The sequence below is a fragment of the Pantoea sp. y20 genome (assembly GCF_054903455.1).
This window is the reverse complement of sequence record NZ_CM142816.1, coordinates 502,509-526,709: the sequence shown is the minus strand read 5'-3', so window position 1 is coordinate 526,709 and position 24,201 is coordinate 502,509. Positions and strand designations below refer to the sequence as shown.

Annotated in this window: 22 protein-coding genes and 1 tRNA gene; 16 read left to right on the top strand and 7 right to left on the bottom strand. The window is 54.1% G+C overall.

The genetic code is table 11. The annotated features are described in order from the left end of the window. Nucleotides 1–65: 65 nt before the first annotated feature. Entirely contained in the window at nt 66–632 is a 567-nt protein-coding gene (gene efp, locus ACYAC5_RS02350; RefSeq protein WP_034826669.1) for an elongation factor P, read from the bottom strand. Between the two features lie 42 nt (nt 633–674). On the opposite strand from efp, the gene epmB reads away from it, so the two are divergent. Further along, entirely contained in the window at nt 675–1,703 is a 1,029-nt protein-coding gene (gene epmB, locus ACYAC5_RS02345; protein WP_192235896.1) for an EF-P beta-lysylation protein EpmB, read from the top strand. A 37-nt stretch (nt 1,704–1,740) separates the two neighbouring features. Here the strand turns inward: epmB and ACYAC5_RS02340 are convergent, their stop codons facing one another. From ACYAC5_RS02340 to ACYAC5_RS02325, 4 genes are all read right to left on the bottom strand, one after another. Further along, nucleotides 1,741–2,088: a DUF4156 domain-containing protein gene (locus ACYAC5_RS02340; RefSeq protein WP_008104416.1), complete on the bottom strand. Its 348-nt coding sequence runs from the start codon at nt 2,086–2,088 to the stop codon at nt 1,741–1,743. Between the two features lie 197 nt (nt 2,089–2,285). After that, entirely contained in the window at nt 2,286–3,938 is a 1,653-nt protein-coding gene (gene groL, locus ACYAC5_RS02335) for a chaperonin GroEL (protein WP_101762297.1), read from the bottom strand. Between the two features lie 46 nt (nt 3,939–3,984). Beyond that, nucleotides 3,985–4,278, bottom strand: coding sequence for a co-chaperone GroES (locus ACYAC5_RS02330; protein ID WP_101762298.1), 294 nt, complete (start codon nt 4,276–4,278; stop codon nt 3,985–3,987). A 191-nt stretch (nt 4,279–4,469) separates the two neighbouring features. Then, the gene (locus ACYAC5_RS02325) at nt 4,470–4,922 is read right to left on the bottom strand and encodes an FxsA family protein (protein WP_192236087.1); all 453 of its coding nucleotides are present in this window, start codon (nt 4,920–4,922) and stop codon (nt 4,470–4,472) included. Nucleotides 4,923–5,297: 375 nt separating this feature from the next. Between ACYAC5_RS02325 and aspA the strand changes: the two genes are divergently transcribed. The 6 genes from aspA (at nt 5,298) to ACYAC5_RS02295 (ending at nt 11,903) form a co-directional block, all read left to right on the top strand. Further along, nucleotides 5,298–6,734: an aspartate ammonia-lyase gene (gene aspA, locus ACYAC5_RS02320; protein ID WP_101762300.1), complete on the top strand. Its 1,437-nt coding sequence runs from the start codon at nt 5,298–5,300 to the stop codon at nt 6,732–6,734. A 117-nt stretch (nt 6,735–6,851) separates the two neighbouring features. After that, nucleotides 6,852–8,153 (top strand): anaerobic C4-dicarboxylate transporter, encoded by a 1,302-nt coding sequence (locus ACYAC5_RS02315; RefSeq protein WP_101762301.1) that lies wholly within the window; start codon nt 6,852–6,854, stop codon nt 8,151–8,153. 83 nt (nt 8,154–8,236) lie between these two features. After that, nucleotides 8,237–9,937 (top strand): protein-disulfide reductase DsbD, encoded by a 1,701-nt coding sequence (locus ACYAC5_RS02310; RefSeq protein WP_462062356.1) that lies wholly within the window; start codon nt 8,237–8,239, stop codon nt 9,935–9,937. A gap of 66 nt (nt 9,938–10,003) precedes the next feature. Then, on the top strand, nt 10,004–10,582 hold the full coding sequence (dicD, locus tag ACYAC5_RS02305) for a division control transcriptional repressor DicD (protein WP_101762303.1): 579 nt from the start codon (nt 10,004–10,006) through the stop codon (nt 10,580–10,582). Nucleotides 10,583–10,690: 108 nt separating this feature from the next. After that, a tRNA-Phe gene (locus ACYAC5_RS02300) sits at nt 10,691–10,766 on the top strand. Between the two features lie 441 nt (nt 10,767–11,207). Next, nucleotides 11,208–11,903, top strand: coding sequence for an RraA family protein (locus tag ACYAC5_RS02295; protein ID WP_101762304.1), 696 nt, complete (start codon nt 11,208–11,210; stop codon nt 11,901–11,903). A 134-nt stretch (nt 11,904–12,037) separates the two neighbouring features. Here ACYAC5_RS02295 and ACYAC5_RS02290 read toward each other — a convergent pair whose 3' ends face one another. Then, complete coding sequence (locus ACYAC5_RS02290; RefSeq protein ID WP_462062355.1) at nt 12,038–12,958, bottom strand: DMT family transporter; 921 nt, start codon at nt 12,956–12,958, stop codon at nt 12,038–12,040. A 270-nt stretch (nt 12,959–13,228) separates the two neighbouring features. Here ACYAC5_RS02290 and ACYAC5_RS02285 point away from each other — a divergent pair, with 270 nt between their 5' ends. From ACYAC5_RS02285 to ACYAC5_RS02245, 9 genes are all read left to right on the top strand, one after another. Then, the gene (locus ACYAC5_RS02285; RefSeq protein WP_309836147.1) at nt 13,229–14,068 is read left to right on the top strand and encodes a transporter substrate-binding domain-containing protein; all 840 of its coding nucleotides are present in this window, start codon (nt 13,229–13,231) and stop codon (nt 14,066–14,068) included. 2 nt (nt 14,069–14,070) lie between these two features. Then, nucleotides 14,071–14,781 (top strand): 5-oxoprolinase subunit PxpB, encoded by a 711-nt coding sequence (gene pxpB / locus ACYAC5_RS02280; protein WP_192412580.1) that lies wholly within the window; start codon nt 14,071–14,073, stop codon nt 14,779–14,781. Then, nucleotides 14,778–15,764, top strand: a complete 987-nt coding sequence (locus tag ACYAC5_RS02275) for a 5-oxoprolinase subunit C family protein (protein ID WP_462062354.1) — start codon at nt 14,778–14,780, stop codon at nt 15,762–15,764. The genes pxpB and ACYAC5_RS02275 overlap by 4 nt, the downstream gene beginning before the upstream one ends. A gap of 20 nt (nt 15,765–15,784) precedes the next feature. After that, nucleotides 15,785–16,555 (top strand): 5-oxoprolinase subunit PxpA, encoded by a 771-nt coding sequence (locus ACYAC5_RS02270; protein WP_462062352.1) that lies wholly within the window; start codon nt 15,785–15,787, stop codon nt 16,553–16,555. Between the two features lie 205 nt (nt 16,556–16,760). Continuing rightward, nucleotides 16,761–19,211, top strand: coding sequence for a type VI secretion system Vgr family protein (locus ACYAC5_RS02265; protein WP_462062351.1), 2,451 nt, complete (start codon nt 16,761–16,763; stop codon nt 19,209–19,211). After that, on the top strand, nt 19,211–20,074 hold the full coding sequence (locus ACYAC5_RS02260; RefSeq protein WP_462062350.1) for a DUF6402 family protein: 864 nt from the start codon (nt 19,211–19,213) through the stop codon (nt 20,072–20,074). Before ACYAC5_RS02265 ends, ACYAC5_RS02260 begins: the two co-directional genes overlap by 1 nt. Continuing rightward, nucleotides 20,071–20,439 carry a DUF6201 family protein gene (locus ACYAC5_RS02255; protein WP_271461516.1) on the top strand — a complete coding sequence of 123 codons (369 nt, stop codon included), beginning with the start codon at nt 20,071–20,073 and terminating at the stop codon, nt 20,437–20,439. Before ACYAC5_RS02260 ends, ACYAC5_RS02255 begins: the two co-directional genes overlap by 4 nt. 48 nt (nt 20,440–20,487) lie before the next feature. Next, the gene (locus ACYAC5_RS02250) at nt 20,488–21,549 is read left to right on the top strand and encodes a phospholipase D-like domain-containing protein (RefSeq protein WP_462062349.1); all 1,062 of its coding nucleotides are present in this window, start codon (nt 20,488–20,490) and stop codon (nt 21,547–21,549) included. Beyond that, entirely contained in the window at nt 21,546–22,733 is a 1,188-nt protein-coding gene (locus tag ACYAC5_RS02245; RefSeq protein WP_462062347.1) for a T6SS immunity protein Tli4 family protein, read from the top strand. The genes ACYAC5_RS02250 and ACYAC5_RS02245 overlap by 4 nt, the downstream gene beginning before the upstream one ends. A 71-nt stretch (nt 22,734–22,804) precedes the next feature. On the opposite strand, the gene ACYAC5_RS02240 is transcribed toward ACYAC5_RS02245, so the two are convergent. Beyond that, a complete protein-coding gene (locus ACYAC5_RS02240) occupies nt 22,805–24,007 on the bottom strand; it encodes a pyridoxal phosphate-dependent aminotransferase (protein WP_309836152.1) in 1,203 nt (400 codons plus the stop codon). Nucleotides 24,008–24,201: the final 194 nt, after the last annotated feature.

Genomic DNA, 24,201 nt, shown 5'->3' with positions numbered 1-24,201 from the left:
GAAAAAAGAGAAGGGAGACACACAGTGAGAAAAAAGGCGCATCAATGATGCGCCTGATTTGACGATTATTTTACGCGAGAAACGTATTCGCCAGAGCGGGTATCTACTTTTACTACTTCGCCAATCTGTACGAACAGTGGCACTTTGATTACCGCGCCAGTCGACAGCGTAGCGGGCTTACCGCCGGTACCTGCGGTATCACCCTTCAGGCCTGGATCGGTTTCGATAACTTCCGCTTCGATGAAGTTCGGTGGCTGAACAGCGATCGCTTTATCGTTCCACAGGGTAACTATACAATCCGCATTGTCCTGCAGCCACTTGGTCACGTCATCCAGCACTTTAGATTCGATCTGATACTGCTCGAAAGATTCTGGGTGCATGAAGTAGTAGAAGTCGCCGTCGTTGTAAGAGTATTGCAGCGTCATATCACGAACGTCTGCGCCTTCGGCAGAGTCAGTAGATTTGAAGGTCTTCTCAACGCGAGAACCGGTCAGCAGACGACGCATTTTAACGCGCGCAAATGCCTGGCCTTTACCCGGCTTAACGAACTCACTGGCTTCGATGGCATATGGCTCGCCTTCGAACATGATTTTAAGACCGGGACGGAAATCGTTGCTAAGATAAGTCGCCATAAAGGCCCTCTGTAAATATTGAACTGGTAAATAGCCAAAAAAATGGCACACATTGTAACCCTAAATCCCCCCGTCAGAGAAGATTGGTTGCAGCAACTAGCTGATGTTGTCACCGAACCTGCTGAATTACTGCAACTTTTATCTCTTGATCAGCATGCTGATCTGGCTGCAGGCGCCGATGCGCGCAAGCTTTTTGCCCTGCGCGTACCGCGCGCCTTCATCGCACGCATGAAAAAAGGCGATGCGACCGACCCGCTGCTGCTGCAAGTGCTCACCAGCCGTCAGGAATTTATCGATGCGCCAGGTTATAGCACCGATCCGCTGGATGAACAAAGCAGCGTTGTGCCGGGTTTACTGCATAAGTATAGAAACCGAGCGCTGCTGCTGGTAAAAGGCGGCTGTGCGGTCAACTGCCGCTACTGTTTCCGCCGTCATTTCCCCTATCAGGATAATCAGGGCAACAAGCGCAACTGGCAGGCAGCGATTGACTACATCGCCACGCATCCGGAACTGGACGAGATCATATTCTCCGGCGGCGATCCGCTGATGGCGAAAGATCATGAACTGGCATGGCTGGTGGGCGCGCTGGAGAAAATCCCGCATCTCAAACGCCTGCGTATTCACAGCCGCTTGCCGGTGGTAATCCCGTCGCGTATCACCGAAAGCTTGTGTCAGATTCTGGCGGACACGCGCCTGCAGGTATTGATGGTGAGCCATATCAACCATGCGCAGGAAATTGATGATGAGCTGCGTTACGGCATGCAGATGCTGAAGCGTGCCGGCGTGACGCTGCTCAATCAGAGCGTGTTGCTGCGTGATGTGAATGATGATGCGCAGACGCTAGCGGATCTCAGTAATGCGCTGTTTGATGCTGGCATTCTGCCCTACTACCTGCACGTGCTGGATAAGGTGCAAGGCGCGGCGCACTTCTTTGTGTCAGATGAGGAAGCACGTGGGCTGATGCGCCAGCTGCTGCCGATGGTTTCCGGTTATATGGTGCCGAAACTGGCGCGTGAGATTGGCGGCGAGCCAAGCAAGACGCCGCTGGATTTGCAGCTGCGTCAGGCATAAAAAAAGCCGCATCAGCGGCTTTTTTTACAACTGCAACTTACGGGCACTTATACACCTGGCCGGTCATTTTGCTGTCGAGCGGTGCGAAAGCTGACAGCAGATTCTGCGTCGGGCTGGTGGCGCCATAAATCACGTTGCCGCCCATTTCTGCCGCGCGGTTGCGTAGGTCGTTAGCTGCGCCACGCAGTGAACTGCCTTCACCGCCTGAACCGCTCAGCCAGTTGCTCTGAGAGCCGGTAAGCGTTCCCAGCAGCTGACATTGACTTGCGGGTTGTTGGTCGACGAAGGTCACACGTTCGCCGCCAGCACTCAGTTGATTGGAGCTGCTACAGCCCGCCAGCAGTAAAGTTCCAACTGCCAGACCGAGCAAGAGGTTAATCCGCATTGTAATCCCCATTTATTATCATCAGTGTCGGGCGGCAGCGTAGCAGAAAAGCGCACTTTTTTTCTGAACATTCATTGCCCTAAACCCGTAAAGCCGAAGTATTGCGCCCTTACTTATACCTTGTTCCCCAGCAAAAGAAAAACCCCCGACCGTTTCCGATCGGGGGTTTTCCAGATGACTTAAGCAGTCAGGGGCAATTACATCATGCCGCCCATTCCGCCCATGCCACCCATACCGCCAGCGCCGCCTAAATCAGGTGCGTCGCTTTTTGGCAGGTCAGTCACCATCGCTTCGGTGGTGATCATCAGGCCCGCAACCGATGAAGCGTACTGCAGCGCAGAACGAGTCACTTTGGTTGGATCCAGGATACCGAAGTCGATCATGTTGCCGTACTCTTCAGTCTGCGCGTTGTAACCGTAGTTACCGTCGCCTGCTTTCACGTTGTTAGCAACAACTGAAGGCTCTTCGCCGGCGTTGGAAACGATCTGACGCAGCGGGGCTTCCATTGCGCGCAGCGCAACTTTGATACCCACGTTCTGATCTTCGTTATCGCCTTTCAGGCCAGATGCGGCGATTTTCGCTGCAACGCGAACCAGCGCCACACCACCACCGGCAACCACGCCTTCTTCAACCGCAGCACGGGTCGCGTGCAGGGCATCTTCAACGCGTGCTTTCTTCTCTTTCATTTCAACTTCAGTTGCTGCGCCCACTTTTAGCACGGCTACGCCGCCTGCCAGTTTCGCTACGCGCTCCTGCAGTTTCTCTTTGTCGTAATCAGAGGTTGCTTCTTCGATCTGCTGACGAATCTGCGTTACGCGGCCAGAGATAGCGCCTTGATCACCCACGCCATCGATGATGGTGGTGGTGTCTTTGTTGATCACAACGCGTTTTGCCTGACCCAGATCTTCCAGGGTGGCTTTCTCCAGCTCCATACCTATCTCTTCAGAGATCACGGTACCGCCGGTCAGGATAGCGATATCCTGCAGCATCGCTTTACGACGGTCGCCGAAGCCAGGTGCTTTAACCGCAGCCACTTTGACGATACCGCGCATGGTGTTCACCACCAGCGTTGCCAGGGCTTCACCTTCCACGTCTTCTGCAATGATCAGCAGTGGCTTACCGGCTTTCGCAACGGCTTCCAGCACTGGCAGCATTTCGCGGATGTTAGAGATTTTCTTATCAGCCAGCAGGATGAACGGGGTTTCCAGCTCAACTGCGCCTGTTTCTGGCTTGTTGATGAAGTACGGAGACAGGTAGCCACGGTCAAACTGCATACCTTCAACCACGTCCAGCTCATCTTGCAGGCCGGTGCCTTCTTCAACGGTGATAACGCCTTCTTTGCCCACTTTGTCCATCGCGTCTGCAATCAGTTTGCCCACGGTTTCATCAGAGTTAGCAGAGATGGTACCAACCTGTGCAATCGCGCGTGAATCCTGGCAAGGCACAGACAGGGTTTTCAGTTCTTCAACGGCGGCGATAACGGCTTTATCGATACCGCGCTTCAGATCCATCGGGTTCATGCCCGCAGCGACGGCTTTCAGGCCTTCGGTGATGATGGCCTGAGCCAGTACAGTTGCGGTGGTGGTGCCGTCGCCTGCTGCGTCGTTCGCTTTAGAGGCCACTTCTTTCACCATCTGTGCGCCCATGTTTTCGAACTTGTCTTCCAGCTCGATTTCACGCGCAACAGAAACACCATCTTTGGTGATGGTCGGTGCACCAAAAGATTTATCCAGAACCACGTTACGGCCTTTCGGGCCCAGGGTAACTTTTACTGCATCTGCCAGTACGTTTACGCCGCGCAGCATTTTTACGCGTGCGTCATTACCGAATTTTACGTCTTTAGCTGCCATTTCAAATATCCCTTAAATTCGTTTCGTTCAGTGAATTGCGCGTAAATTACGCTTCAACAACTGCCAGGATGTCGCTTTCGGAGATGATCAGAACTTCTTCGTTGTCGATTTTCTCGGTTTTGGCACCGTAGCCTTCGCTGAAAATCACCAGATCACCCACTTTTACGTCCAGTGGCTTAACTTCACCGTTTTCCAGGATGCGGCCTTTGCCAACAGCCAGGATTTCACCGCGGGTAGATTTACCGGCAGCTGAACCGGTCAGCACGATGCCGCCCGCTGATTTAGCTTCGACTTCTTTACGCTTGACGATAACGCGATCGTGCAATGGACGAATTTTCATTTGATAGCTCTCCTTTAGAAAGTCCAATCATTCATTTTTGGGGTTGAGCCGGACAGCAGGGCTTCCAGCCTCGTGCTGGAAGAGATAGGGGCAATAAGTGGGCTTTCAAGGGCAAAAAATATAAATATTTTCGTTTCTGCAACAGACGGCGAAAAAAGCAACAAAAAGGCGGCTTGCGCCGCCTTGATTATCTAATGGTCTTTGTCATGACCTATTTGGTCCTGATCTTTGCGCTCATATTCACCGTCCACGGTGAAACCCGCATCCGGACCGGCGCCCGGACCTCGCCATACGCGCAAGTGCGGCATCAGCTTCAACGTCAGATGCTTCTGCACCGGCGGCAACAGCAGCAGTAAACCGAGGAAGTCGGTGAAGAAACCGGGCAACAGCAGCAGGAAGCCGGAGATAATCAGCGAAACGCTTTTGGTCATCTCAGCCGCCGGGCTTTCGTTACGCGCCAGCTTCTCCTGCATCAAACGGAAGTTCTTCATGCCCTGATTTTTCACCAGCGACACACCAATACACGAGGTGAAGATCACCAATAGCATGGTGAGCAGCACGCCCAGCGCATGCGCGACCTGAATGAAGATTGAGATCTCAATCCAGGCCAAAACAAAAAAAATCACGAACGGTAACCAGCGCACCGAGTTCTCCTGTGAGTTGAAGCTGCCCCGCAAATGGCCAGGCAGCAGAAAGGGAGGGTCTGTATGACCGTATTGATAGAGATGGGCATTTGCACCGGCATTTTCAACCGCTCCTGCCATTTTTTTCCCACTGACTTAAAATTGCGAAGTACATCACATATCGTTATTACCGCTGGGCCTGCAAAAGCCCGTAAAGTGATCTGTGCACAAACAATTCTGTAACATCAGAATATGATCGTGCCCGTCAGTGCGAAGATGGATAATATGTCGGCGCTGACATTCCACGACAATATAATCGCTTCACCTGCACGTTGTTTGCCGCCCGTCCATCCCGACGCCCGGCAGTAACCAGGCAGCAATAACAAGAAGGTAATCATGGCGAACAACATTCGTATCGAAGAAGACCTGTTAGGCATGCGCGAAGTTCCGGCAGACGCTTACTACGGTGTTCATACTCTGCGTGCGATTGAAAACTTCTACATTAGTAATAACAAAATCAGCGACATACCGGAGTTTGTCCGCGGTATGGTGATGGTGAAGAAAGCAGCCGCGCTCGCCAACAAAGAGTTGCAGACCATTCCCCGCAATATCGCCAACACCATTATTCAGGCCTGTGATGAAGTGCTGAATAACGGTAAATGCATGGATCAGTTCCCGGTTGACGTCTATCAGGGCGGCGCGGGCACCTCGGTCAACATGAACACCAATGAAGTGCTGGCCAACATCGGCCTGGAGCTGATGGGCCACCAGAAAGGTGAATATCAGTACCTCAATCCCAACGATCACGTGAACAAGTGTCAGTCCACCAACGATGCTTATCCAACCGGTTTTCGTATCGCGGTGTACGCTTCGATCCTGAAACTGCTCGACGGCATCAATCAGCTGAGCGAAGGTTTCCAGCGCAAAGCGGTTGAATTCGAAAGCATTCTGAAAATGGGTCGTACTCAGCTGCAGGATGCAGTGCCGATGACGCTTGGCCAGGAGTTCCACGCGTTTAACGTGCTGCTGAATGAAGAGACTCGCAGCATTCTGCGCACCGCTGAACTGCTGCTGGAAGTGAACCTCGGCGCCACCGCCATCGGCACACGTCTCAATACGCCGGATGGCTATCAGCAGCTGGCGGTACAGCGTCTGGCGGAAGTGAGTAATCTGCCGGTGGTGCCTGCAGAAGATTTGATTGAAGCCACCTCCGACTGCGGCGCGTACGTGATGGTGCACTCGGCGCTGAAACGCCTGGCCGTGAAACTATCGAAAATCTGTAACGACCTGCGCCTGCTCTCCTCCGGTCCGCGCGCCGGCCTGAATGAGATCAATCTGCCTGAACTGCAGGCCGGTTCATCAATCATGCCCGCCAAAGTCAATCCGGTGGTGCCAGAAGTGGTGAACCAGGTGTGCTTCAAAGTGATCGGCAATGACATCACCGTCACCATGGCGTCAGAAGCGGGTCAGCTGCAGCTCAACGTGATGGAGCCAGTGATTGGCCAGGCGCTGTTTGAATCGATCAGCATCCTGACTAACGCCTGCTTCAACCTGCTGGAAAAATGCGTCAACGGCATCACCGCCAACAAAGCGGTGTGTGAAGCTTACGTGTTCAACTCGATTGGTATCGTCACTTACCTCAACCCGTACATCGGCCACCACAACGGCGATATCGTCGGTAAGATTTGCGCCGAAACCGGTAAAAGCGTGCGTGAAGTGGTGCTGGAGCGCGGCCTGCTGACGGAAACCGAACTGGATGACATTTTCTCCATTCAGAACCTGATGCATCCGGCGTACAAAGCCAAACGCTACACCGACGAAAACGAACAGTAATCCGTTCCGGATCAAGTTGCCAACAGCACGCCCATATACAATGCGGCGTGCTTTTTTCATTTTGGCGGCTACAACTTTAAGAGTCGGGATTTCTCCGCGGCTCAGGGAGTGGAACGAATGGTAGTAGTGGAGTTGGTTATTGTCCTGCTGGCGATCTGGCTCGGTGCGCGTCTGGGCGGCATCGGTATTGGTTTCGCGGGCGGTTTAGGTGTGCTGGCGTTGACGCTGATTTGCGGCTTGAAACCCGGCGCGATTCCCTTTGATGTAATCGAAATTATCATGGCGGTGATTGCCGCAATTGCCGCGATGCAGATCGCCGGTGGTCTCGATTATCTGGTGGGATTAGCAGAACGCCTGCTGCGCCGCCATCCACGCTATGTCACCTTCCTTGCGCCGCTGGTCACCTATGTCATGACGCTGCTGGCCGGCACCGGCCACACCGCCTTCTCCACCTTGCCGGTGATTGCCGAAGTGGCGAAAGAGCAAGGCGTGCGCCCGTCGCGTCCGTTGTCGATTGCGGTCGTCGCCTCGCAGATTGCCATTACCGCCTCGCCGCTCTCGGCGGCGGTGGTATTCTTCGCTTCAATCCTTGAACCGCATGGCGTGAGTTATCTGGCGCTGCTGGGTGTGGCGATTCCCTCTACCATGGCAGCGATCTTCTGCGCCGCCATCATCACCAGTTTTCTCGGCAAGGAGCTCAGGGATGATGAGAAATATCAGGCGCGTTTAGCGAAAGGTGAAGTGAAACTGCGCGGTGAGCAGGTTTATGACATCAAACCGGGCGCGAAGCGTGCCGTATTGCTGTTCCTGATCGGCATCGCCGCCGTGGTGCTCTACGCCACCGCGATTAGCGACAGTGTTGGCCTGATCAGCAATCCCGTGCTGCCGCGCAACGAAGCCATCGTGGTGTTTATGCTGACCGTTGCCACGCTGATCTGCCTGACCTGTAAAGTCGATACCGGTGAAATCCTCAGCGCCAGCACCTTTAAATCGGGCATGAGCGCCTGTATCTGCGTGATGGGCGTAGCGTGGCTGGGCGATACCTTTGTCAAAGCGCACCTCAACGATATCCAGGCGTTAGCCGGTGACATGCTGCAAGGTTATCCGTGGATGCTGGCGCTGGTGCTGTTCTTCGCCGCCACGCTGCTCTATTCGCAAGCCGCCACCACCAAAGCGTTGATGCCTGCCGCGTTGATGCTGGGCGTCTCGCCGCTGGCCGCCGTGGCGTCCTTTGCGGCGGTTTCCGCGCTGTTTGTGCTGCCAACCTATCCTACGCTGCTGGCCGCGGTGGAAATGGATGACACCGGATCAACCCGTATCGGCAAGTTTGTGTTTAATCACTCCTTTATTATTCCCGGCGTGTTAGCGATTGCCTTCTCGGTGGCGTTTGGCTTCCTGTTTGGCAGCCTGATTCTGTAGCGCGTTTACATCCTGAAAACCTCGTGGCGAAGCGGTCGTGCTATTATCGCGGCCTATTCGCCACCGGAGCTCACTCATTCGCTATGGCTGCACGACTCTTTCGCCTTGCCGGCTTTTGCCTGGCGCTGGTTTTCTGCCTTTCGGCACAAGCCTCACTCTTCTCCCCGAACAACAACAGCCGCTTTGTGCCGGTTGATCAGGCGTTTGGCTTCGATTTCACTCAGCAAGGCAATCAGCTGACGTTCAGCTGGAAAGTGAAGGATGGCTACTATCTCTATCGCCAGCAAATCCACGTCACGCCGCAAAAAGCGCAAATTGCTCCACTCACGCTGCCGCCGGGCCAGCCGCACGAAGATGAGTTCTACGGCAAAAGTGAAATCTATCCGCAGGATCTGCAACTGCCGATCACGCTGCGCCAGGCCGCTGCCGGCGCGACCGTCACCGTGACCTATCAGGGCTGTGCGGCTGCGGGCTTCTGCTATCCGCCGGAAACCCGCGCGGTGCCGCTGAGCGCGGTTGCCGCCAATCAGGCTGCGCCTGCGGTCAGCGCGCAGCCCACCAATCACAGCACGCCGCTGCCGTTTTCACCGCTTTGGGCGCTGCTGATTGGTATTGGCGTCGCTTTCACGCCGTGTGTGCTGCCGATGTATCCGCTGATCTCCAGCATCATTTTAGGAGGCCCGCGCCGCTATTCGATGGGGCGATTGTTCGCGCTGGCGATGGTGTATGTGCAAGGTATGGCATTGACTTACACCGTGCTCGGCATGGTTGTGGCAGCGGCCGGATTACGCTTCCAGGCGGCGCTGCAGCATCCTTACGTGCTGATTGGCTTGTCGGCGCTGTTTATCGTGCTGGCGCTGTCGATGTTTGGCCTGTTCTCGCTGCAATTGCCTGCCAGCCTGCAAACGCGCCTCACGCTGTGGAGCAATCGCCAGCAAGGTGGCTCGCTGCCGGGCGTATTTATGATGGGCGCACTGGCCGGATTGATCTGCTCGCCCTGCACCACCGCACCGCTCAGCGCCATTCTGCTGTACATCGCGCAGAGCGGTAATCTGTGGGCCGGAGCAGGTACGCTGTGGCTCTATGCCTTCGGCATGGGCCTGCCGCTGATTGCCGTGACGATGTTTGGCAACAAGCTGCTGCCAAAAAGTGGGCCGTGGATGCAAACCGTCAAAGAGGGTTTTGGCTTTGTGATTCTGGCGCTGCCGGTATTCCTGCTGGAGCGCGTGATTGGCGATCTGTGGGGCATCCGTCTGTGGAGCCTGCTCGGCGTGGCGTTTTTTGCCTGGGCATTCAGCCTCAGCCTGCGCGCCAGCGGCAAATGGCGCGTGCTGCAAATCATCATGCTCGCCGCCGCGCTGGTCAGTGCGCGCCCGCTACAGGATTGGGCGTTTGGCAGCAGCAACAGTGCGCAAGCCGTGGCGCATCTGCCGTTCCACACCATCACCAGCAGCGAGCAGCTCGACAGCGCGCTGCAGCAGGCGCAAGGCCGTATCACCATGGTTGATCTCTACGCCGACTGGTGTGTGGCCTGCAAAGAGTTCGAGAAATACACTTTTAGCGATGAGGGCGTGCGTAACGCCCTAAGTCAGGTACAACTGCTGCAAGCCAATGTCACCGCCAATAATGCGCAGGACAACGCGCTGTTGCAGCATCTGCAGGTTTTAGGTTTGCCCACCATTCTGTTCTTCGATACGCAAGGCAAAGAGATCCCCGATTCGCGCGTCACCGGCTTCCTCAACGCCGCCGATTTCCGCGCGCATTTGCAGAATGTGTCACGTTAAACGACACTGTCAGCAGGACACTGCCCGTTCGTCCGCGAGCGGGCCCGCATTCCAGAGGAGAGTCACTTGCAACGTGAACAAATACTCGAGCATGCGTTGAATGTGCTCGAACAAAGTGGCCTGGCCGCCACCACTTCCCTAACTCAGCTGGCTGGCGCAACCGGTCTTGAAGCCGAACAACTCACGCGTTTCTGGCCCGATCGTGATGCTTTGCTGTATGACGCGCTGCGCTATCACGGCCAGCAGATTGACAGCTGGCGTCGTCAGGTGCAGCTTGATGAACACCTCAGCGCCGAACAAAAGCTGTTAGCCCGCTACGAAGTGCTGAGTGAGCACGTCAGCAAAGGTCGTTTTCCCGGCTGCCTGTTTATCGCCGCCTGCAGCTTCTATCCGCAACCCGATCAGCCGGTGCATCAGCTAGCCGAACAGCAAAAGCGCAGTTCCTGGCAATTCACCCATGAAATTCTGGTCGATTTAGCGCTGGATAATCCCAGCATGGTGGCCGATCAGATGGAGCTGATTCTGGAAGGTTGCCTGAGCAAACTGCTGGTGAAACGCAACGTACAGGATGTCGCGACGGCGCGCCGTCTGGCGGAAGATGTACTCGGTATCGCGCTGTGCCGCAAAAATGGTGCGCTAGCGTAGCCTTTTTGTTCACCTTGTCTGAAAAGCAAGCAATCAATCACGATTGCACCGCTTTTTTGACGAAAGCCGTTGACGGCTGTAAGCCATTAGGGTTTAATGCGCCCCGTTGCCCGGATAGCTCAGTCGGTAGAGCAGGGGATTGAAAATCCCCGTGTCCGTGGTTCGATTCCGCGTCCGGGCACCAACATTCTGAAAACCCAGCTTATGGCTGGGTTTTTGCTTTTCTGCGTTTGCTCATCTCAGCTACTGCCTCCCTTCCCTCTATACATGCTGATTATCCAGCATTGATCGATGCCAATATATTTATCTCCAGCTAATACTATTAATCTATCTCCCCATAATAAAATCCAATAAAATTAATTATCAGTGAGTTAAATTCATCCGGAATAGTAATTCGTGATCCTGTCTCGGTTAGCCGTAACATCCTCTGCGTAACATCTGCGTAATCGCGTAAGCTTAATCACGTTCCAGTAATCATCCGATGATTCAGCTTGTTAGCTGAACACCCTATTCAATGAAGTAATGACTCATCACAACCAAAAATAAAAACGCTTACTTTTACATTTAATTATTTATCCAGGAACACAACGCGATTAATTAAATCACTCCCTACAGGAAAATAACCATGAGCGCAGGAAACCGAATCTATTTACGTCGTCCCGCCGATGCCGAACCGCTGTTGGAAGCTTTTCGCCGGTTACCGGCTGCGGTGGTGGCGGATTGCATGAGCCGTTTGCCCGCCTTGTCGGCCGAGATCAGCCTGAAAACCGCGCCGCGTCAGCCGATCATGTGCGGCCTGGCGGTGACGGTTAAAGCGCGTTCCGGTGACAACCTGATGTTGCACAAAGCGCTGGATATGGCGGGCCGAAACGATGTAATTATTCTGTCGAACGAGGGCGATCGCAGTCAGTCGCTGATGGGCGAAGTGATGGCGACCTATGCCAGACAGCGCGGTATGGAAGGCATTGTGCTGGACGGACCGGTCCGCGATATCGAAGGGTTGTCACGCATGGACTTCCCCATCTACGCCGCCGGTCACACGCCGGGCGGCCCGTTCAAGGATGGTCCGGGCGAGATCAACGTGCCAATTGCCTGCGGTAAAATTCACGTTTCACCGGGCGATATCGTGCTGGGCGATGCGGATGGTGTGATTGTGATTCCTCGCCAGGATGCAGCGCGCATTCTCGAAGCGGCGCAGGCGTATTTAATCGTTGATGAACACAACTTCGAGCTGGCGAAAACCGGCTCACTCGAACGCAGCTGGCTGGATGAAACACTGCGCACCAAGCAGGTTGAAATCATTGATGATGTGTTTCGTTAGAAACAAAACTGCGCGATAAATCGCGCCGCTACCGATGCGTGCACCTATGTGTAGCGGCGCAATTCATTGCGCGATAAATCGCGCCGCTACGGATGCGTGCACCTATTTGTCGCAGCGCTAATTACTGCGCAACGCTAAGGCGTACTGCTCACCATCGCCAGTTTGCGCTGGCGATTCTCACGCCACACCGCAAATATCCCGGCCAGCGCTACAATCGATGCGCCCAGCAAGGTGGTGCTGCCCGGCAGGCTGTTCAGGAACAGATAACCAATCAGCATCGACCACACCAGCGTGGTGTAATCGAACGGTGCCAGCAGTGATGCATCGGCGTAACGCAGGCTCAGCGTCACCAGAATCTGCGCCAGCCCCCCAAACAGGCCGCAGCCCACCAGCAACAGCAGCTGTATCGCGCTGGGTTTGCTCCAGCCAAACAGCGCCGTTGCCAGGCCAATTACGGTAGTCATCAGTGAGAAATAAAACACGATCGCGCCCGGCTTCTCGATGCCGTTGAGGAAGCGAATTTGCACGTTAGAGGTTGCGGAGCACAGCGCCGCCAGCAACGCACATGCCACACCAATGCTCGTCATCGCGTTGCTGGCCCCATGGGAAAACAGCGCGCCGCTGGTGCTCAGGCTGGAAGAGAGCATGATCAAAATGCCGGATAATCCCACCACCACCGCGACCCAACGCGAAACCCGCACCCGCTCTTTCAACAACATCGCCGCCAGGATTACGGTAAACAGCGGCGCCGCATAGCTCAGCGCGGTGGCATCGGCCAGCGAAATATAGACCAGCGCCAGATAGTTAAAATACATGCCGCCAGTGCCGGAGAAGCCGCGAATAAAGTGACCAAACAGGTTACGCGTCTTGAGATTGTCCAGCACGTTGCCCTGCATTTTCAGCCAAATCAGCAGCGGCAACAGCGCGATAAAACTGCGGAAAAAAATCACTTCGCCGGTGGGAATGGCGCCGTTCAGCCCCTTCACACACGCCAGCATCAAGGTGGCGCACAGCGCGGCCAGTATCTTCAGTAACACGCCTAATCGGGCATTCATGCTTTTTCACTTCTCTCTACCACATGCAATCGGCGGGATTGCCGAGAGGACTTGCAATCAGCCTGGCGAGAAAAGTGTGCGCTGGATAACACTTTTTTGCTCTGCCCGAATAGAAAGAACTTATGCGCCGCTTAGCCATATTTTTTTGCTATTGCACGACAGGGTTTCCCTCTTTTTCGCCTGAAAACAAAGCCGATATAGTCCAGAAAAGCGAGAACGCAGGCGCTCCGTCCCGGTGACGCCGTGGTATTCATCATTGAGGAAGTTCACATGACCATGAAAAGACTTACCACCATCGGGCTGGCACTGCTGCCGCTGCTGGCTATTTCGGCTGCGCATGCCGACATGATGGCCAACATCAAATCCAGCGGCGAGCTAAAGTGCGCGGTCTATTCGGACGTGCCGCCCTTCTCTTCTCCGGATCCGAAAACACGTCAGTTGGCGGGCATGGATATCGATCTATGTAACGCGCTGGCGAAGCAGATGAACGTCAAACTGACGCTGGTGCCCACCTCGGTGGAAGCGCGTATTGCGGTGATTGCTACCGGCCGCGCCGACGTGCTGATCGCCAATCTGGCCTACACCAAAACGCGCGGCAACCAGATTCAATTCAGCGATCCCTATTACGTCGCCAAAGAGATGCTGCTGGTCAAAGCACCGCTGGCTGACAAGCCGCTGAGCTATTTCCAGGGCAAACGCATCAGCGCCACCAAAGGCACCACTTCTGAGCAATCAATCCATATCAAAGGCGGCAAAGCGGTGACCTTCCAGGATTCAGCCTCCGCGTTCCTCGCGCTGGAGCAGAACAAATCGGTGGGCTTCGTCACCAACACCATGACCGGCATCAAAACCATTTCGCAGGCAAAAAAAGACGGCATCAATCTGGCGATGATCAAAGAACCGATGGCGCTGGAGCCGATTGGTGTCGGCATGAAGCGTGATGAACCGGCGTTGCTGGCCAGCGTCAACAGCAGCCTGAAGGCGATGGACGATGACGGCACCATCGACAAAATCTGGGATACGTGGATTGGGCCCAACACCGAATACAAAATGGTGCGCGAAGAGCGCGTACAGCCGCTCTCCAGTCTGAAATTTGAACCGCTGGAATAACCATGCCCGTGACGTCGCACTCTGCTCTCCAGCCTGCCAGCGTTCCCGCGCTGGCTTGCTCCTCTGCTATCAAGCTCTCCACCATCGGCGCACGCGCGTGGCTGGTGGAAGCGCCAGGCGGTTTCGATCTCCCGGCGCAGCGCCGCATCTGGTCGCTGGCGCGCCTGCTGCATGCCGATGAAGCGATTGAAGCGCTGATTCCCGGCGTCACCAATCTGCTGGTACTGTTCCGCCATATTCCAGCTGATGAAATCGCCGTGCGTATGCAGCTGCATGCCGCATGGGATCAGGCGCAGGCGATCAGTCCGCAGGGCAAACTGATTGAAATTCCGGTGCATTACGGCGGTGAACACGCCACCGATCTCGAGGCGGTGTGCCGCCATACCGGTTTGAGCCCACGCGAGGTGGTGCGTCTGCACCATCAAAGCGAATACACGGTGTTTGCATTGGGCAGCGCGCCGGGCTTCGGCTATCTGCACGGCTTGGATCCGCTGCTGGCGACACCGCGCAAGAAAGTGCCGTCGCTTAGCATGTTGAAAGGCACCGTCACCATCGGTGGCGCGCAGGCGGGCGTTTCGGCGCTGACCGGCCCGAACGGCTGGAATGCGATTGGTTTTGCCGAGCTGGTGGTGTTTGACCCGCTGGCCGCATCGCCCGCGCTGATGGCACCGGGCGATCGCATCCGTTTTCTGCCGCAGAGGATTGAGCTGTGATTGAGATCGAACAGAGCGGTGCGCTCAACACGGTGCAGGATTTAGGTCGCTTCAACTATCGCCACATCGGCGTGTCGGTGAGCGGCGCGATGGATCCGCTGGCGCTGCGTGCCGGTAATTTACTCCTCGGCAACGACGAAAATGCGGCGGCAATTGAAGTGCAGCTGTTCCCGTTCCGCGTACGTTTTCTGCAAAACAGCAGCATCGCGGTGACCGGCGCGGATTGCCGCGCCACGCTGGATGGCACGCCGCTGCCGCCGTGGTGGGGCTGCAGCGTGCGTGCCGGGCAAGTGCTGGAGCTGCGTTACCCGCGCAGCGGCGCGCGTGGCTATCTGTGTGTTGCTGGCGGCATTGATGTGCCGCTGGTGCTTGGCTCGCGCAGTACCGCGCTGCGCGGTGGCTTCGGCGGCGTTGAAGGACGTCCGCTGCAGCGTGGCGATCGGCTGGCACTCGGCGAAAATCGCGGCCCGGCACTTCCGCGCAGCGGCATCGGTATTGAACCGCCAGACAGCGCATTACACGCCAGTTTTCCCCGCAACAGCGCCGGAGACATTCAGCTGCGCGCCATTCCCTCCGGCGAATACCCACTGTTTGCCGCCGATGCCGCGCGCTTCTGGCAGCAATCCTGGCAGGTATCAAATCAAAGCAATCGCACCGGCTATCGGCTATCAGGCGATCCTATCTTCCCGTCAGAAACCGTTGAGATGCGATCGTACGGGCTGATCCCCGGCATTGTGCAGGTGCCGCCGGGTGGTGAACCGATCATCCAGCTAAGCGATGCCAATACCGCCGGCGGTTATCCGAAGATCGCTGGCGTGATCGAGCAGGATCTGTGGCGGCTTGGGCAAGTGCTGCCGGGCCAATCGATCCAGCTGATTCACAGCGATGTGCGTGAAGCGATCGCCATCGAACAGGAAGTGGCGCGCTGGCTGAGCCGTCTGCGCTTCAGCTGCCAGCCACTGCGTAAAGCGCTTACCGTTTAATCCGCACAAGGAAACCAGACATGAAGATTGATGTGAATTCCGATATGGGCGAAGGCTTCGGCATTTACCAGCTGTGCGATGACGCCGCGCTAATGAAAGTGGTGTCATCCGCCAATATCGCCTGTGGTTTCCACGCTGGCGATCCGGCGATCATGACCAACATGGTGCGGCTGGCGAAGGCACATGGCGTGGGCATTGGCGCGCATCCCGGCTTGCCGGATCGCCAGGGTTTTGGCCGCCGCGAACTGCCGTTTAGCGCCGAAGAGATTTGTCAGCAGGTGGCCTATCAACTCGGCGCGCTGACGGCGATTGCCCGCGCGGAAGGCACCCACGTTTCCCACTTCAGTTTCCACGCCGCGATGGGCAACATCGTCAACCGCGATGCCGACCTGGCGCAACAGGTGATGGAGTTAGTGGCGCGCATCAATAGCGAGCTGATCATCTTCGCCCAGCCCGATACGATCATTGAAGTCGCGGCGCAGGCGGCTGGCCTGAAAACGCTGACGCTGTTCCTGGCCGACCGCGCCTATGACGCGCAAGGCCGTCTGGTGCCGCGCGGCATTGCCGGTGCGGTGATCAACGAGGAAAGCGCGCTGCGCGCCCGCGTGCGCCAGTTTTTGCAGCACGGCACGGTGACGACGATTGAAAGTGAAGAGATAGCGGTGCGTGCGCGCTCGATTCTGGTTCACAGCGACACGCCAGGTTCCCTGGCGCTCGCCACCATTGTGCGCAGCGAAATCGAAGCCAGCGGTCATCAGGTCGCCCCGGCAGCAGAGGTTGTCGCGCAATAAAACTTTTTCACTCTCAATCGCACCGTTTAATCGCAGTGCGATTGAGCGTTTATCTGGCTATAAAGCAACTATTTACGCCATCACATTGTGCATAAAAGACACAATAAAGTAGTTGCCCATCCTGATTATTTACCACAGAATCACCCTTCTCAATTTGTGGATTAACCGTCATCTGACGGCTAAACGGAACCAGGAAGGTGCCACGTTGAAAGATTTCATTGCCACTGCTTCACTTTCCCTTTACACCCTCACTATCAACAACACGTCAGTGCGCCCCGACGTGCTGCGTTTTCGCGGTCGCGAGGCGCTAAGTGAGCCGTTCCGCTGGGACATCGAGTTCACCACCAATTTGCCGGTTAAAGACGAGCTGCTGAACAAATTTGCCAGCCTGAGGATGCGCAGCGGCAAGGTGGTGCACGGCGTCATCACCCGCATGGAGTGGCTGAGCCAGAGCGCCGACCAGACGCACTACCGCGTCTTTCTTGAATCGCGCCTTGCGCTGATGAAGCTAACCTGCGAGAGCCGGATATTCCAGAACCTCAGCGCGCCGGAGCTGGCGGAACAGCTGCTGCGCCAGCACGGTTTTGAAGGGCCGGATTTTGATTTCCGCCTGACGCGTGAATACCCGGCGCGCGAGCTGATTACCCAGTGGCAGGAGAGTGATTTGCAATTCCTGCAGCGCATTCTGGCGGAGGTCGGCATCTGGTTCCGTTCCGAGATGAATGCGGTTACCGAACAGGAAACGCTGATTTTTGCTGATTCGCAGCAGGGCTATCAGTTTGACATGGCGCTGCCGTACGCCGAGCTTTCGGGCCTGCACGATGGAGCTCGTGAGTCGGTGTGGGGCGTGCGCACCTGGCACAACGTGGTGACCGGCAGCGTGCGCGTGCGCGACTACAACTATCGCCAGGCTGGCGAACCGGGCGATGCCGATGCGGCTGTAGGTAGCGATGCCACTACCACCGGCGGGCACTATCGCTATATCGGCCCATATCGGAATCCCGGTGAAGAGGACGAAACCGAGTCAGGACGGTTTTACGCGCGCATCGCCCACGAGCGCGAGCTGAAGCGTGCCGACTACGTGCACCTGTTCAGCAACGCCTCGCACCTGACGCCGGGCGCGGTGCTGGAGCCGCAGGGCAACGTCATCCGCGCGCTGCAAAACGGCGTGGTGATGACGCTGGTGACCTTCATCGCTTCGCGCGATTCGCGCCTGCACGTCTCCGTCTGGGGCATGCCGTATAGCGAGGCGTTCTGCTTTCGGCCAGCTACGGTGCCACGTCCGGAAGTCGTCGGCACCCATCCGGCGCGCATTGAAAGCCGCAACGCCGATGATATCTATGCCCATCTCGACGAGCTGGGCCGCTATCGGGTGAAGCTCGACGTGGACCGCCTGTTCAGCGAATCCGGCTACAGCTATTTGTGGGTGCGGCTGGCAAAACCATACGCTGGCAGAGATTACGGCTTTCACGCGCCGCTGATTCAGGGCACTGAAGTCGGTATCGCCTTTGACGGCGGCGACCCGGACCGCCCGTACATCGCGCACGCCTTCCACGACTCTGAACATCCCGACGTCGTCAGCCGCGACAACCGCAGCCAGAACATCCTGCGCACGTCGGCGGGAAATGAAATGCGCATGGAAGACAAGCGCGGGAAAGAACACATCGCGCTTTCCACCGAATACGGTAAAACGCAGCTCAATCAGGGCCACATCACCGACCAGCAGGACAAGCCGCGCGGTAGCGGCTTTGAGCTGCACACCGATGAGCACGGCGTGATACGCGTGGCGAAAGGCCTGTTCGTCACCGCCGACGGTCAGACCAAAGGCGCGGGCGAGGTGCTGGACATGGCAACCACGCTGCACGAAATCGAGATTGCGATTAAACAAATCGAGCAGCTGAAGCTGGTGCAGGAGCAGGTTGACGCGCTGATTGTCGATATCAACGTGCAGCGCGAGGCCTTCCGCAAACGCCTGCAGCCGCTGAACGAGCTGATTCACTTCTCCGCGCCCGATGGCGTGGCTTTCACCAGCGGCGAGCATCTGCAGATGACGGCGGCGGAGAATATCCACCTCAACGCGGGCGGCGACATCAGCGCCGGTGCAATGGGCAACGTCAACCTGATGGCGGGCGAAAAGGTCGGGCTGTTTGCACACAAAGACAAGCTGAGCCTGATTGCCGGTCAGGGGCCGGTGAAAGTTGAGGCGCAGAACGCGGCGATGAAAATCACGGCTGCGAAGAAGCTGAGCATGAGCGCGGAGCAGGACATCCTGTTCGCCGGTAAGAAACGCATCGTGCTGATAGGCGGCGGCAGTTACCTGAAGCTGGAAGCCGGGCGAATTGAGTACGGCACCGAGGCAAAGTATGCGCGCAAGACTATGCGGACGCACAAGGCGGTGGCACGGGAGATGGAAGTAAACATTCCAGCGATGCAGTCTGCATTACCAGTTCTCTCATGTGGACTGAATTCGGCGTGCTTCAGAGTGACTGACAGCAATACAAGTGCCGATAATATTTACTATGCATGGAGAATAACTACACAGACAGGAAGTATTAATGGAATGAGCTGTCAGGCATTGACGCATGAAGTTAAAACAGACGTGGAAGAAATAATAACTCTCGATTATGTGTATCAAATAAGAGCAGGAGTAAGATAATGAATTTAGCCACTACGACCACTTCAACTTTGATGAATAAAAAAACTAAAGAAGTTGAGGTGGAATTTTTTCATATCGATATGATTCCTGACGCGATGGATAAAATGAATTGGAGTGTAGCCGCAAAACTTATGCGGCATTGGTTTAGCATAAGTCCAGCATACGCTTTTACTGAACAATCAAAACGAGCAGCTTTGAAAAATGATGCAACAAACTTACCCGATACACAAGTTAATAGCGATATTATTAAAATGTCTTGGGCAATGCAAAATGACCAAGTTAAAAAAGGAGTAAATGAACTTCGCAGCACATGGAAAAGTGTTCGAGGAATTGAGAGGCTGAAGTTTCAAATATCCAAAGGAAATATAAATAAAAACAATGAAAAAAAACTAGGTTATTCGGATAGCATTCGAGAACTTGATGCTAATGCCCAAGTGAACATTATGAAAATTGGAAATAAACTTGACACAATAAATGAATGGTATGGCGCAATGGGTAACACAACATTAAAGGTTTGTATTAGAGGTAGAACAAACATAATTGATAATACATTTATAGTCGACAAAATAGGTTTCTATTTAAAAGATTCATACGATTTCGTGGATGATGACGGAAATTCCGAACCTCTAGGAATTTGGAGTAAAGAGCGCATCTTAGATAAAAAGACTTCAGCATTCTATATGTCAACATACCTTTCTGGAGTATGGGGATTACTAGTTCGAAATTACTCAGGATTCGTACCCATATTTAACTCTGACTTTCGTCGCTGGCAAGAAAAACATAACACTGGCGGGGACTTCATTGTTTTATCAGATGTACTATGGATGGAACCTCTTCCAAAAGATAAGGTAATAAAGTTATGAGGGCGTTAACTGAAATAAAAATCATTGCAGCGCTATTATTTATTGCATGGATTTTCTTTCCGTCAACAATAATAAGGCCAACATATACTAAAATATTTCAAGAAATCAGCCCTGATATGAAATATAAAGTTGTCGTGTACCGCATAAAAATACTCTCCCCTATGTCATTATTCAAATACATCAAAGATGAAGACTATTTTTTCATTATTTATGACAGTAGAGGTAATAAAGTATTCAAACCTTCCCCATACTATGGAACATCTGAGATTTTAGCATATGACTCTATCAGATTTTTTTATGGGGAAAAACACTCTCTTTTTTATCCTGGTAACGAAGGATATGACTCTTTTGAATTATCAAAATGAACCAAAGGCTAATTTTTGCTTTTCAAATTATCCTATCCGGAATTCCTCATGCTGAGAACGGAAATGGACATGCTACCGGTATACCCGGAAGGCCGGCTCGACGATCCGACCATCGTGTCGCAAATCCACCTGACGCGGCAGTCACTGGTATTCGGCTCGCACAGCCTACTCAACCGCATCCGCCGCAGCCTGTGGGTGAAACAACAACTGGAAGAAAAACAGGTGCAGCGCAAAGAGTGGCATCGCCGCATTCCGGAACTAGAGAAAGACTGCGGCGACAGCTATCTAAGGATCGATATTGAGGCCTGCTACACCTACGTCACACTGCTGAACCTGCGCGACTACGGCGAGCTCAACGGCCAGCCAGTTACTGAGCAGATTTATGTGCACAGCAAGCTAATGATCGTTGACGATCGCTGGGTGTTGGTAGGCAGCGCCAATATCAATGATCGTAGCCTGCTGGGCAGCGGTGACTCTGAGCTGGCAGTAACCATCGCCGACACGGCGTACAGCTTCAACGATCTTGACGGAACGGGCACGCCTGCGCCGTGTCGTAACTTCGCACGTGAACTGCGCCAGAATGCCTGGCGTAAATGGATGGGTAGCGCGGCGGAGGAATGTGCAGAAGCATTAGATAAACCGGCGCTAAAAGCGAGCTGGGAGAAAATTCAGTCGTTAGCAGAAAATAACACCAAGATATATGAATCCATATTTAATTTTACACCTAGAAACTCCCCAAAAGTTAATAGCGAGGAAAGATACGACATTTCAGAAGATGACCTCCAGGATAGTGAAATCAGTAGGCGCTCTCCCGCGTCCATTTGGCCTTTATTAAAATCAAACCAAGAAAACAGGCTTTCAGACATTGAGAGCATGCCATTCTCTGACGTATTCTGGAGCAAGTACGAAAAAATGAAGTTCAATAACAAGACTCAAGCAACAAATATAAAAGGATACTTTACCACACTGGCAATCAACTGGACATCAGGCGAAGACAATCTGTTACCTTACAACATGAGACTTATCGCAAACACCGAATCTCATAGTAGTGAAGACTATAAAATCACTAAAAATCATAAAAAGAAAAACAACAATGAGGGAACATCATGAAGTTAATTCTTCCTGCTACTATTTTAATAAGCCTCGTAACTATAAAACATGCTCACAGTGAAGAATGGAAGCATGAGTGTGTGGGATATTACAATATTGAACTACCGCCAAAACTCGAAGTGGCATTATATGTAGTTAAGAATGTAACTCATCCTCCCATGGAGCCAATTAGTGAAAACAAAATTCTTATTCAGAAGACGAGAAAAGCAGTTATAACATTTGGTGATGCTATCTATGAAAATGGGAATGATCGCATCCAGGCACAGTTTACAAAATTCAACTACGGAAAATATAAAATTGGCATCTCGTCAAAAGATGCAAAAAAAATCGACTTCTCTAAATATGTTAAAAAAATTGAAGGTGACTATAAGTTCAAAGCGAACACTATAAAGCTACTAGAAAAACAGGACTTTGAGGCACTTAATGAACCTTTAACACCTGAGGAAGAATTTAACCGCCGATATGGATTTCTTATTAAAGAATATAACAATTCATTTGCCGTTTACGGCTTCAGAGGATATGAAGCCCACTTTAATAGCGGCAATCGCCTTTATCAGTTTTGGGCAAAAAGGGATGCCTATCTTTCTGATAAATCACAAACAGCAGAGAATCAGTGGCAAAAGAAAGAGGCTGAAGTTAAATCACTGCTAAGTCGCTTTCGTCCCCGCGAATTATATGAAGTTCCTAATGAGCAGGGATTCTGCATTCCTTATGGTTTTATCGCCAATGACTCCGGACAGGAACCACATAATATGGCGGTGACATACCGTCTGAAAGAGCATCCGGATGTCACTATATTCATACAGGATCTGGGACAGGAACCCAGCGATGGATTCCAGCGCCCAGAAAATGAGAGTGAAAAAGATTTCATTACATACCTTTGGGAGCGCAAATATCAGTGGGGTTCAGTCTATAAGGATTTGATTAGTCCAAAGTGGCGCACTATTGAAATGGATGGGCGTAAAGGTTTAGGGACTTTCGCGATGGCGGAATTCAGTGATGGCCGCGTTGATTATGGCTACGCAGCGTATGTGCGTGGCAATCACAACGCCAGAAACGTGCAGCCTGACCTGTTGGTTTACGTTATGCAGTACAGCGTACAGGCAAAAGACCGTCCACCAATGGATAAGAAAGAGCTGGAGAAAATGGCTGAACGCATCGTGGCCTCAGTGAAACGGCGCTAACTTTGAGCAATACATTGCGCCGTTGCAGTAAGCGTATCAACCTGCAACGGCGCAATGATTCTGAAAATGAATTAAACGCATCCACCACAAAACGCCGCAATGCGATCGCATCCCGTCTCTAACCGCTCCATGCTCGTGGCATACGACAACCTGATAAACGGGCTCATGCCGTACGCCGCGCCCTGCACCGTCACCACGTGCTGCTCCTCAATCAGCGCCAGCACAAAATCGGCATCGTTGGTGATCAGCCGGCCACCGGCGCTGGTTTTACCGATGTAGCCCGCGATATTCACAAACAGATAAAATGCGCCCTGCGGTTTGTGGCAGCGCAGGCCATCAATCGACGTCAGGCGCTCCAGCACGTAATCGCGGCGCTGGCGATAGATGCGCGCGCGCTCCTGCAGCAGATCCTGCGGGCCCTCCAGCACCGCCACCGCCGCGGCCTGCGTTAAGGTGCAAACACCGCCGCTGTTCTGGGTATTCACGTTGCTCATCGCTTTGATCAATGGCGCCGGGCCGCCGCAGAAGCCCAATCGCCAGCCGGTCATGGACCAGGCTTTCGACACGCCGTTCACCGTCAGCACGCGGTCAACCAGGCGCGGCTCAACCTGCGCCAGCGTGTAAAAACGCACATCGTCATAAATCAGGTGTTCATAGATATCGTCGGTCATGATCCACACCTGCGGATGGCGCAGTAGCACCTCGCCCAGCGCGTGCAGCTCCGCTTGGCTCGCCACCGAACCGGTGGGATTGCTCGGGTAGTTGAGCAACAACCATTTGGTTTTGTCGGTGATGGCGGCGTCTAAATCGGCCGGCAGCGGTTTGAAGCCGTTCTCCTGCGTGCAGGGTAGCGCCACCGGTACGCCACCAGCGAATCTGACGATATCGGCATAGCTGATCCACGATGGCGTAGGGATCACCACTTCATCGCCTGGATTGATGGTCGCGAGGATCGCGTTAAAAATGATCTGCTTAGCGCCGCCGGCGGTGAGGATCTGGCTGACGTCGTAATCGAGCTGATTATCGCGTTTGAACTTCAGCTGGATCGCTTTGCGCAGCGCCGGCGTGCCGTCGGTGGGCGGATAACGCGTATCCCCGGCGCGCGCAGCGGCATAAGCGGCTTCAATCGCGTGAGGTGGCGTAGGGAAATCGGGTTCACCGGTAGAAAGCGCCACCACATCAATGCCCTGCGCCGCGAGATCGCGGGCCTTTTGGGTCATGGCAACGGAGGCAGAAACGGTCACATTCTTTAATCGATCGGCTATCTCGGGCATGGGTTAATCCTGGCTCAGTGTCAGCATGAAAGGCTTGCAGCAAGCTGCAAACACGACGTTTACCAGAGGATAGGTTTTTGCCCGAAGCGGCGGTTAATAGTGCTTTGTTGTGGTGATATAACACAAAGCGATGACTGAACCGACCGCACACTTTCGCCATAAAGGTGGCGAGCCTGATGTGGAAATGCGCGGCA

What these genes read in the sequence shown, in the direction of transcription:
- efp (WP_034826669.1), bottom strand. Translation starts at nt 632, where the DNA reads ATGGCGACTTATCTTAGCAACGATTTCCGTCCCGGTCTTAAAATCATG.
- epmB (WP_192235896.1), top strand. Translation starts at nt 675, where the DNA reads ATGGCACACATTGTAACCCTAAATCCCCCCGTCAGAGAAGATTGGTTG.
- ACYAC5_RS02340 (WP_008104416.1), bottom strand. Translation starts at nt 2,088, where the DNA reads ATGCGGATTAACCTCTTGCTCGGTCTGGCAGTTGGAACTTTACTGCTG.
- groL (WP_101762297.1), bottom strand. Translation starts at nt 3,938, where the DNA reads ATGGCAGCTAAAGACGTAAAATTCGGTAATGACGCACGCGTAAAAATG.
- ACYAC5_RS02330 (WP_101762298.1), bottom strand. Translation starts at nt 4,278, where the DNA reads ATGAAAATTCGTCCATTGCACGATCGCGTTATCGTCAAGCGTAAAGAA.
- aspA (WP_101762300.1), top strand. Translation starts at nt 5,298, where the DNA reads ATGGCGAACAACATTCGTATCGAAGAAGACCTGTTAGGCATGCGCGAA.
- ACYAC5_RS02315 (WP_101762301.1), top strand. Translation starts at nt 6,852, where the DNA reads ATGGTAGTAGTGGAGTTGGTTATTGTCCTGCTGGCGATCTGGCTCGGT.
- ACYAC5_RS02310 (WP_462062356.1), top strand. Translation starts at nt 8,237, where the DNA reads ATGGCTGCACGACTCTTTCGCCTTGCCGGCTTTTGCCTGGCGCTGGTT.
- ACYAC5_RS02295 (WP_101762304.1), top strand. Translation starts at nt 11,208, where the DNA reads ATGAGCGCAGGAAACCGAATCTATTTACGTCGTCCCGCCGATGCCGAA.
- ACYAC5_RS02290 (WP_462062355.1), bottom strand. Translation starts at nt 12,958, where the DNA reads ATGAATGCCCGATTAGGCGTGTTACTGAAGATACTGGCCGCGCTGTGC.
- ACYAC5_RS02285 (WP_309836147.1), top strand. Translation starts at nt 13,229, where the DNA reads ATGACCATGAAAAGACTTACCACCATCGGGCTGGCACTGCTGCCGCTG.
- pxpB (WP_192412580.1), top strand. Translation starts at nt 14,071, where the DNA reads ATGCCCGTGACGTCGCACTCTGCTCTCCAGCCTGCCAGCGTTCCCGCG.
- ACYAC5_RS02270 (WP_462062352.1), top strand. Translation starts at nt 15,785, where the DNA reads ATGAAGATTGATGTGAATTCCGATATGGGCGAAGGCTTCGGCATTTAC.
- ACYAC5_RS02260 (WP_462062350.1), top strand. Translation starts at nt 19,211, where the DNA reads ATGAATTTAGCCACTACGACCACTTCAACTTTGATGAATAAAAAAACT.
- ACYAC5_RS02255 (WP_271461516.1), top strand. Translation starts at nt 20,071, where the DNA reads ATGAGGGCGTTAACTGAAATAAAAATCATTGCAGCGCTATTATTTATT.
- ACYAC5_RS02250 (WP_462062349.1), top strand. Translation starts at nt 20,488, where the DNA reads ATGCTGAGAACGGAAATGGACATGCTACCGGTATACCCGGAAGGCCGG.
- ACYAC5_RS02245 (WP_462062347.1), top strand. Translation starts at nt 21,546, where the DNA reads ATGAAGTTAATTCTTCCTGCTACTATTTTAATAAGCCTCGTAACTATA.
- ACYAC5_RS02240 (WP_309836152.1), bottom strand. Translation starts at nt 24,007, where the DNA reads ATGCCCGAGATAGCCGATCGATTAAAGAATGTGACCGTTTCTGCCTCC.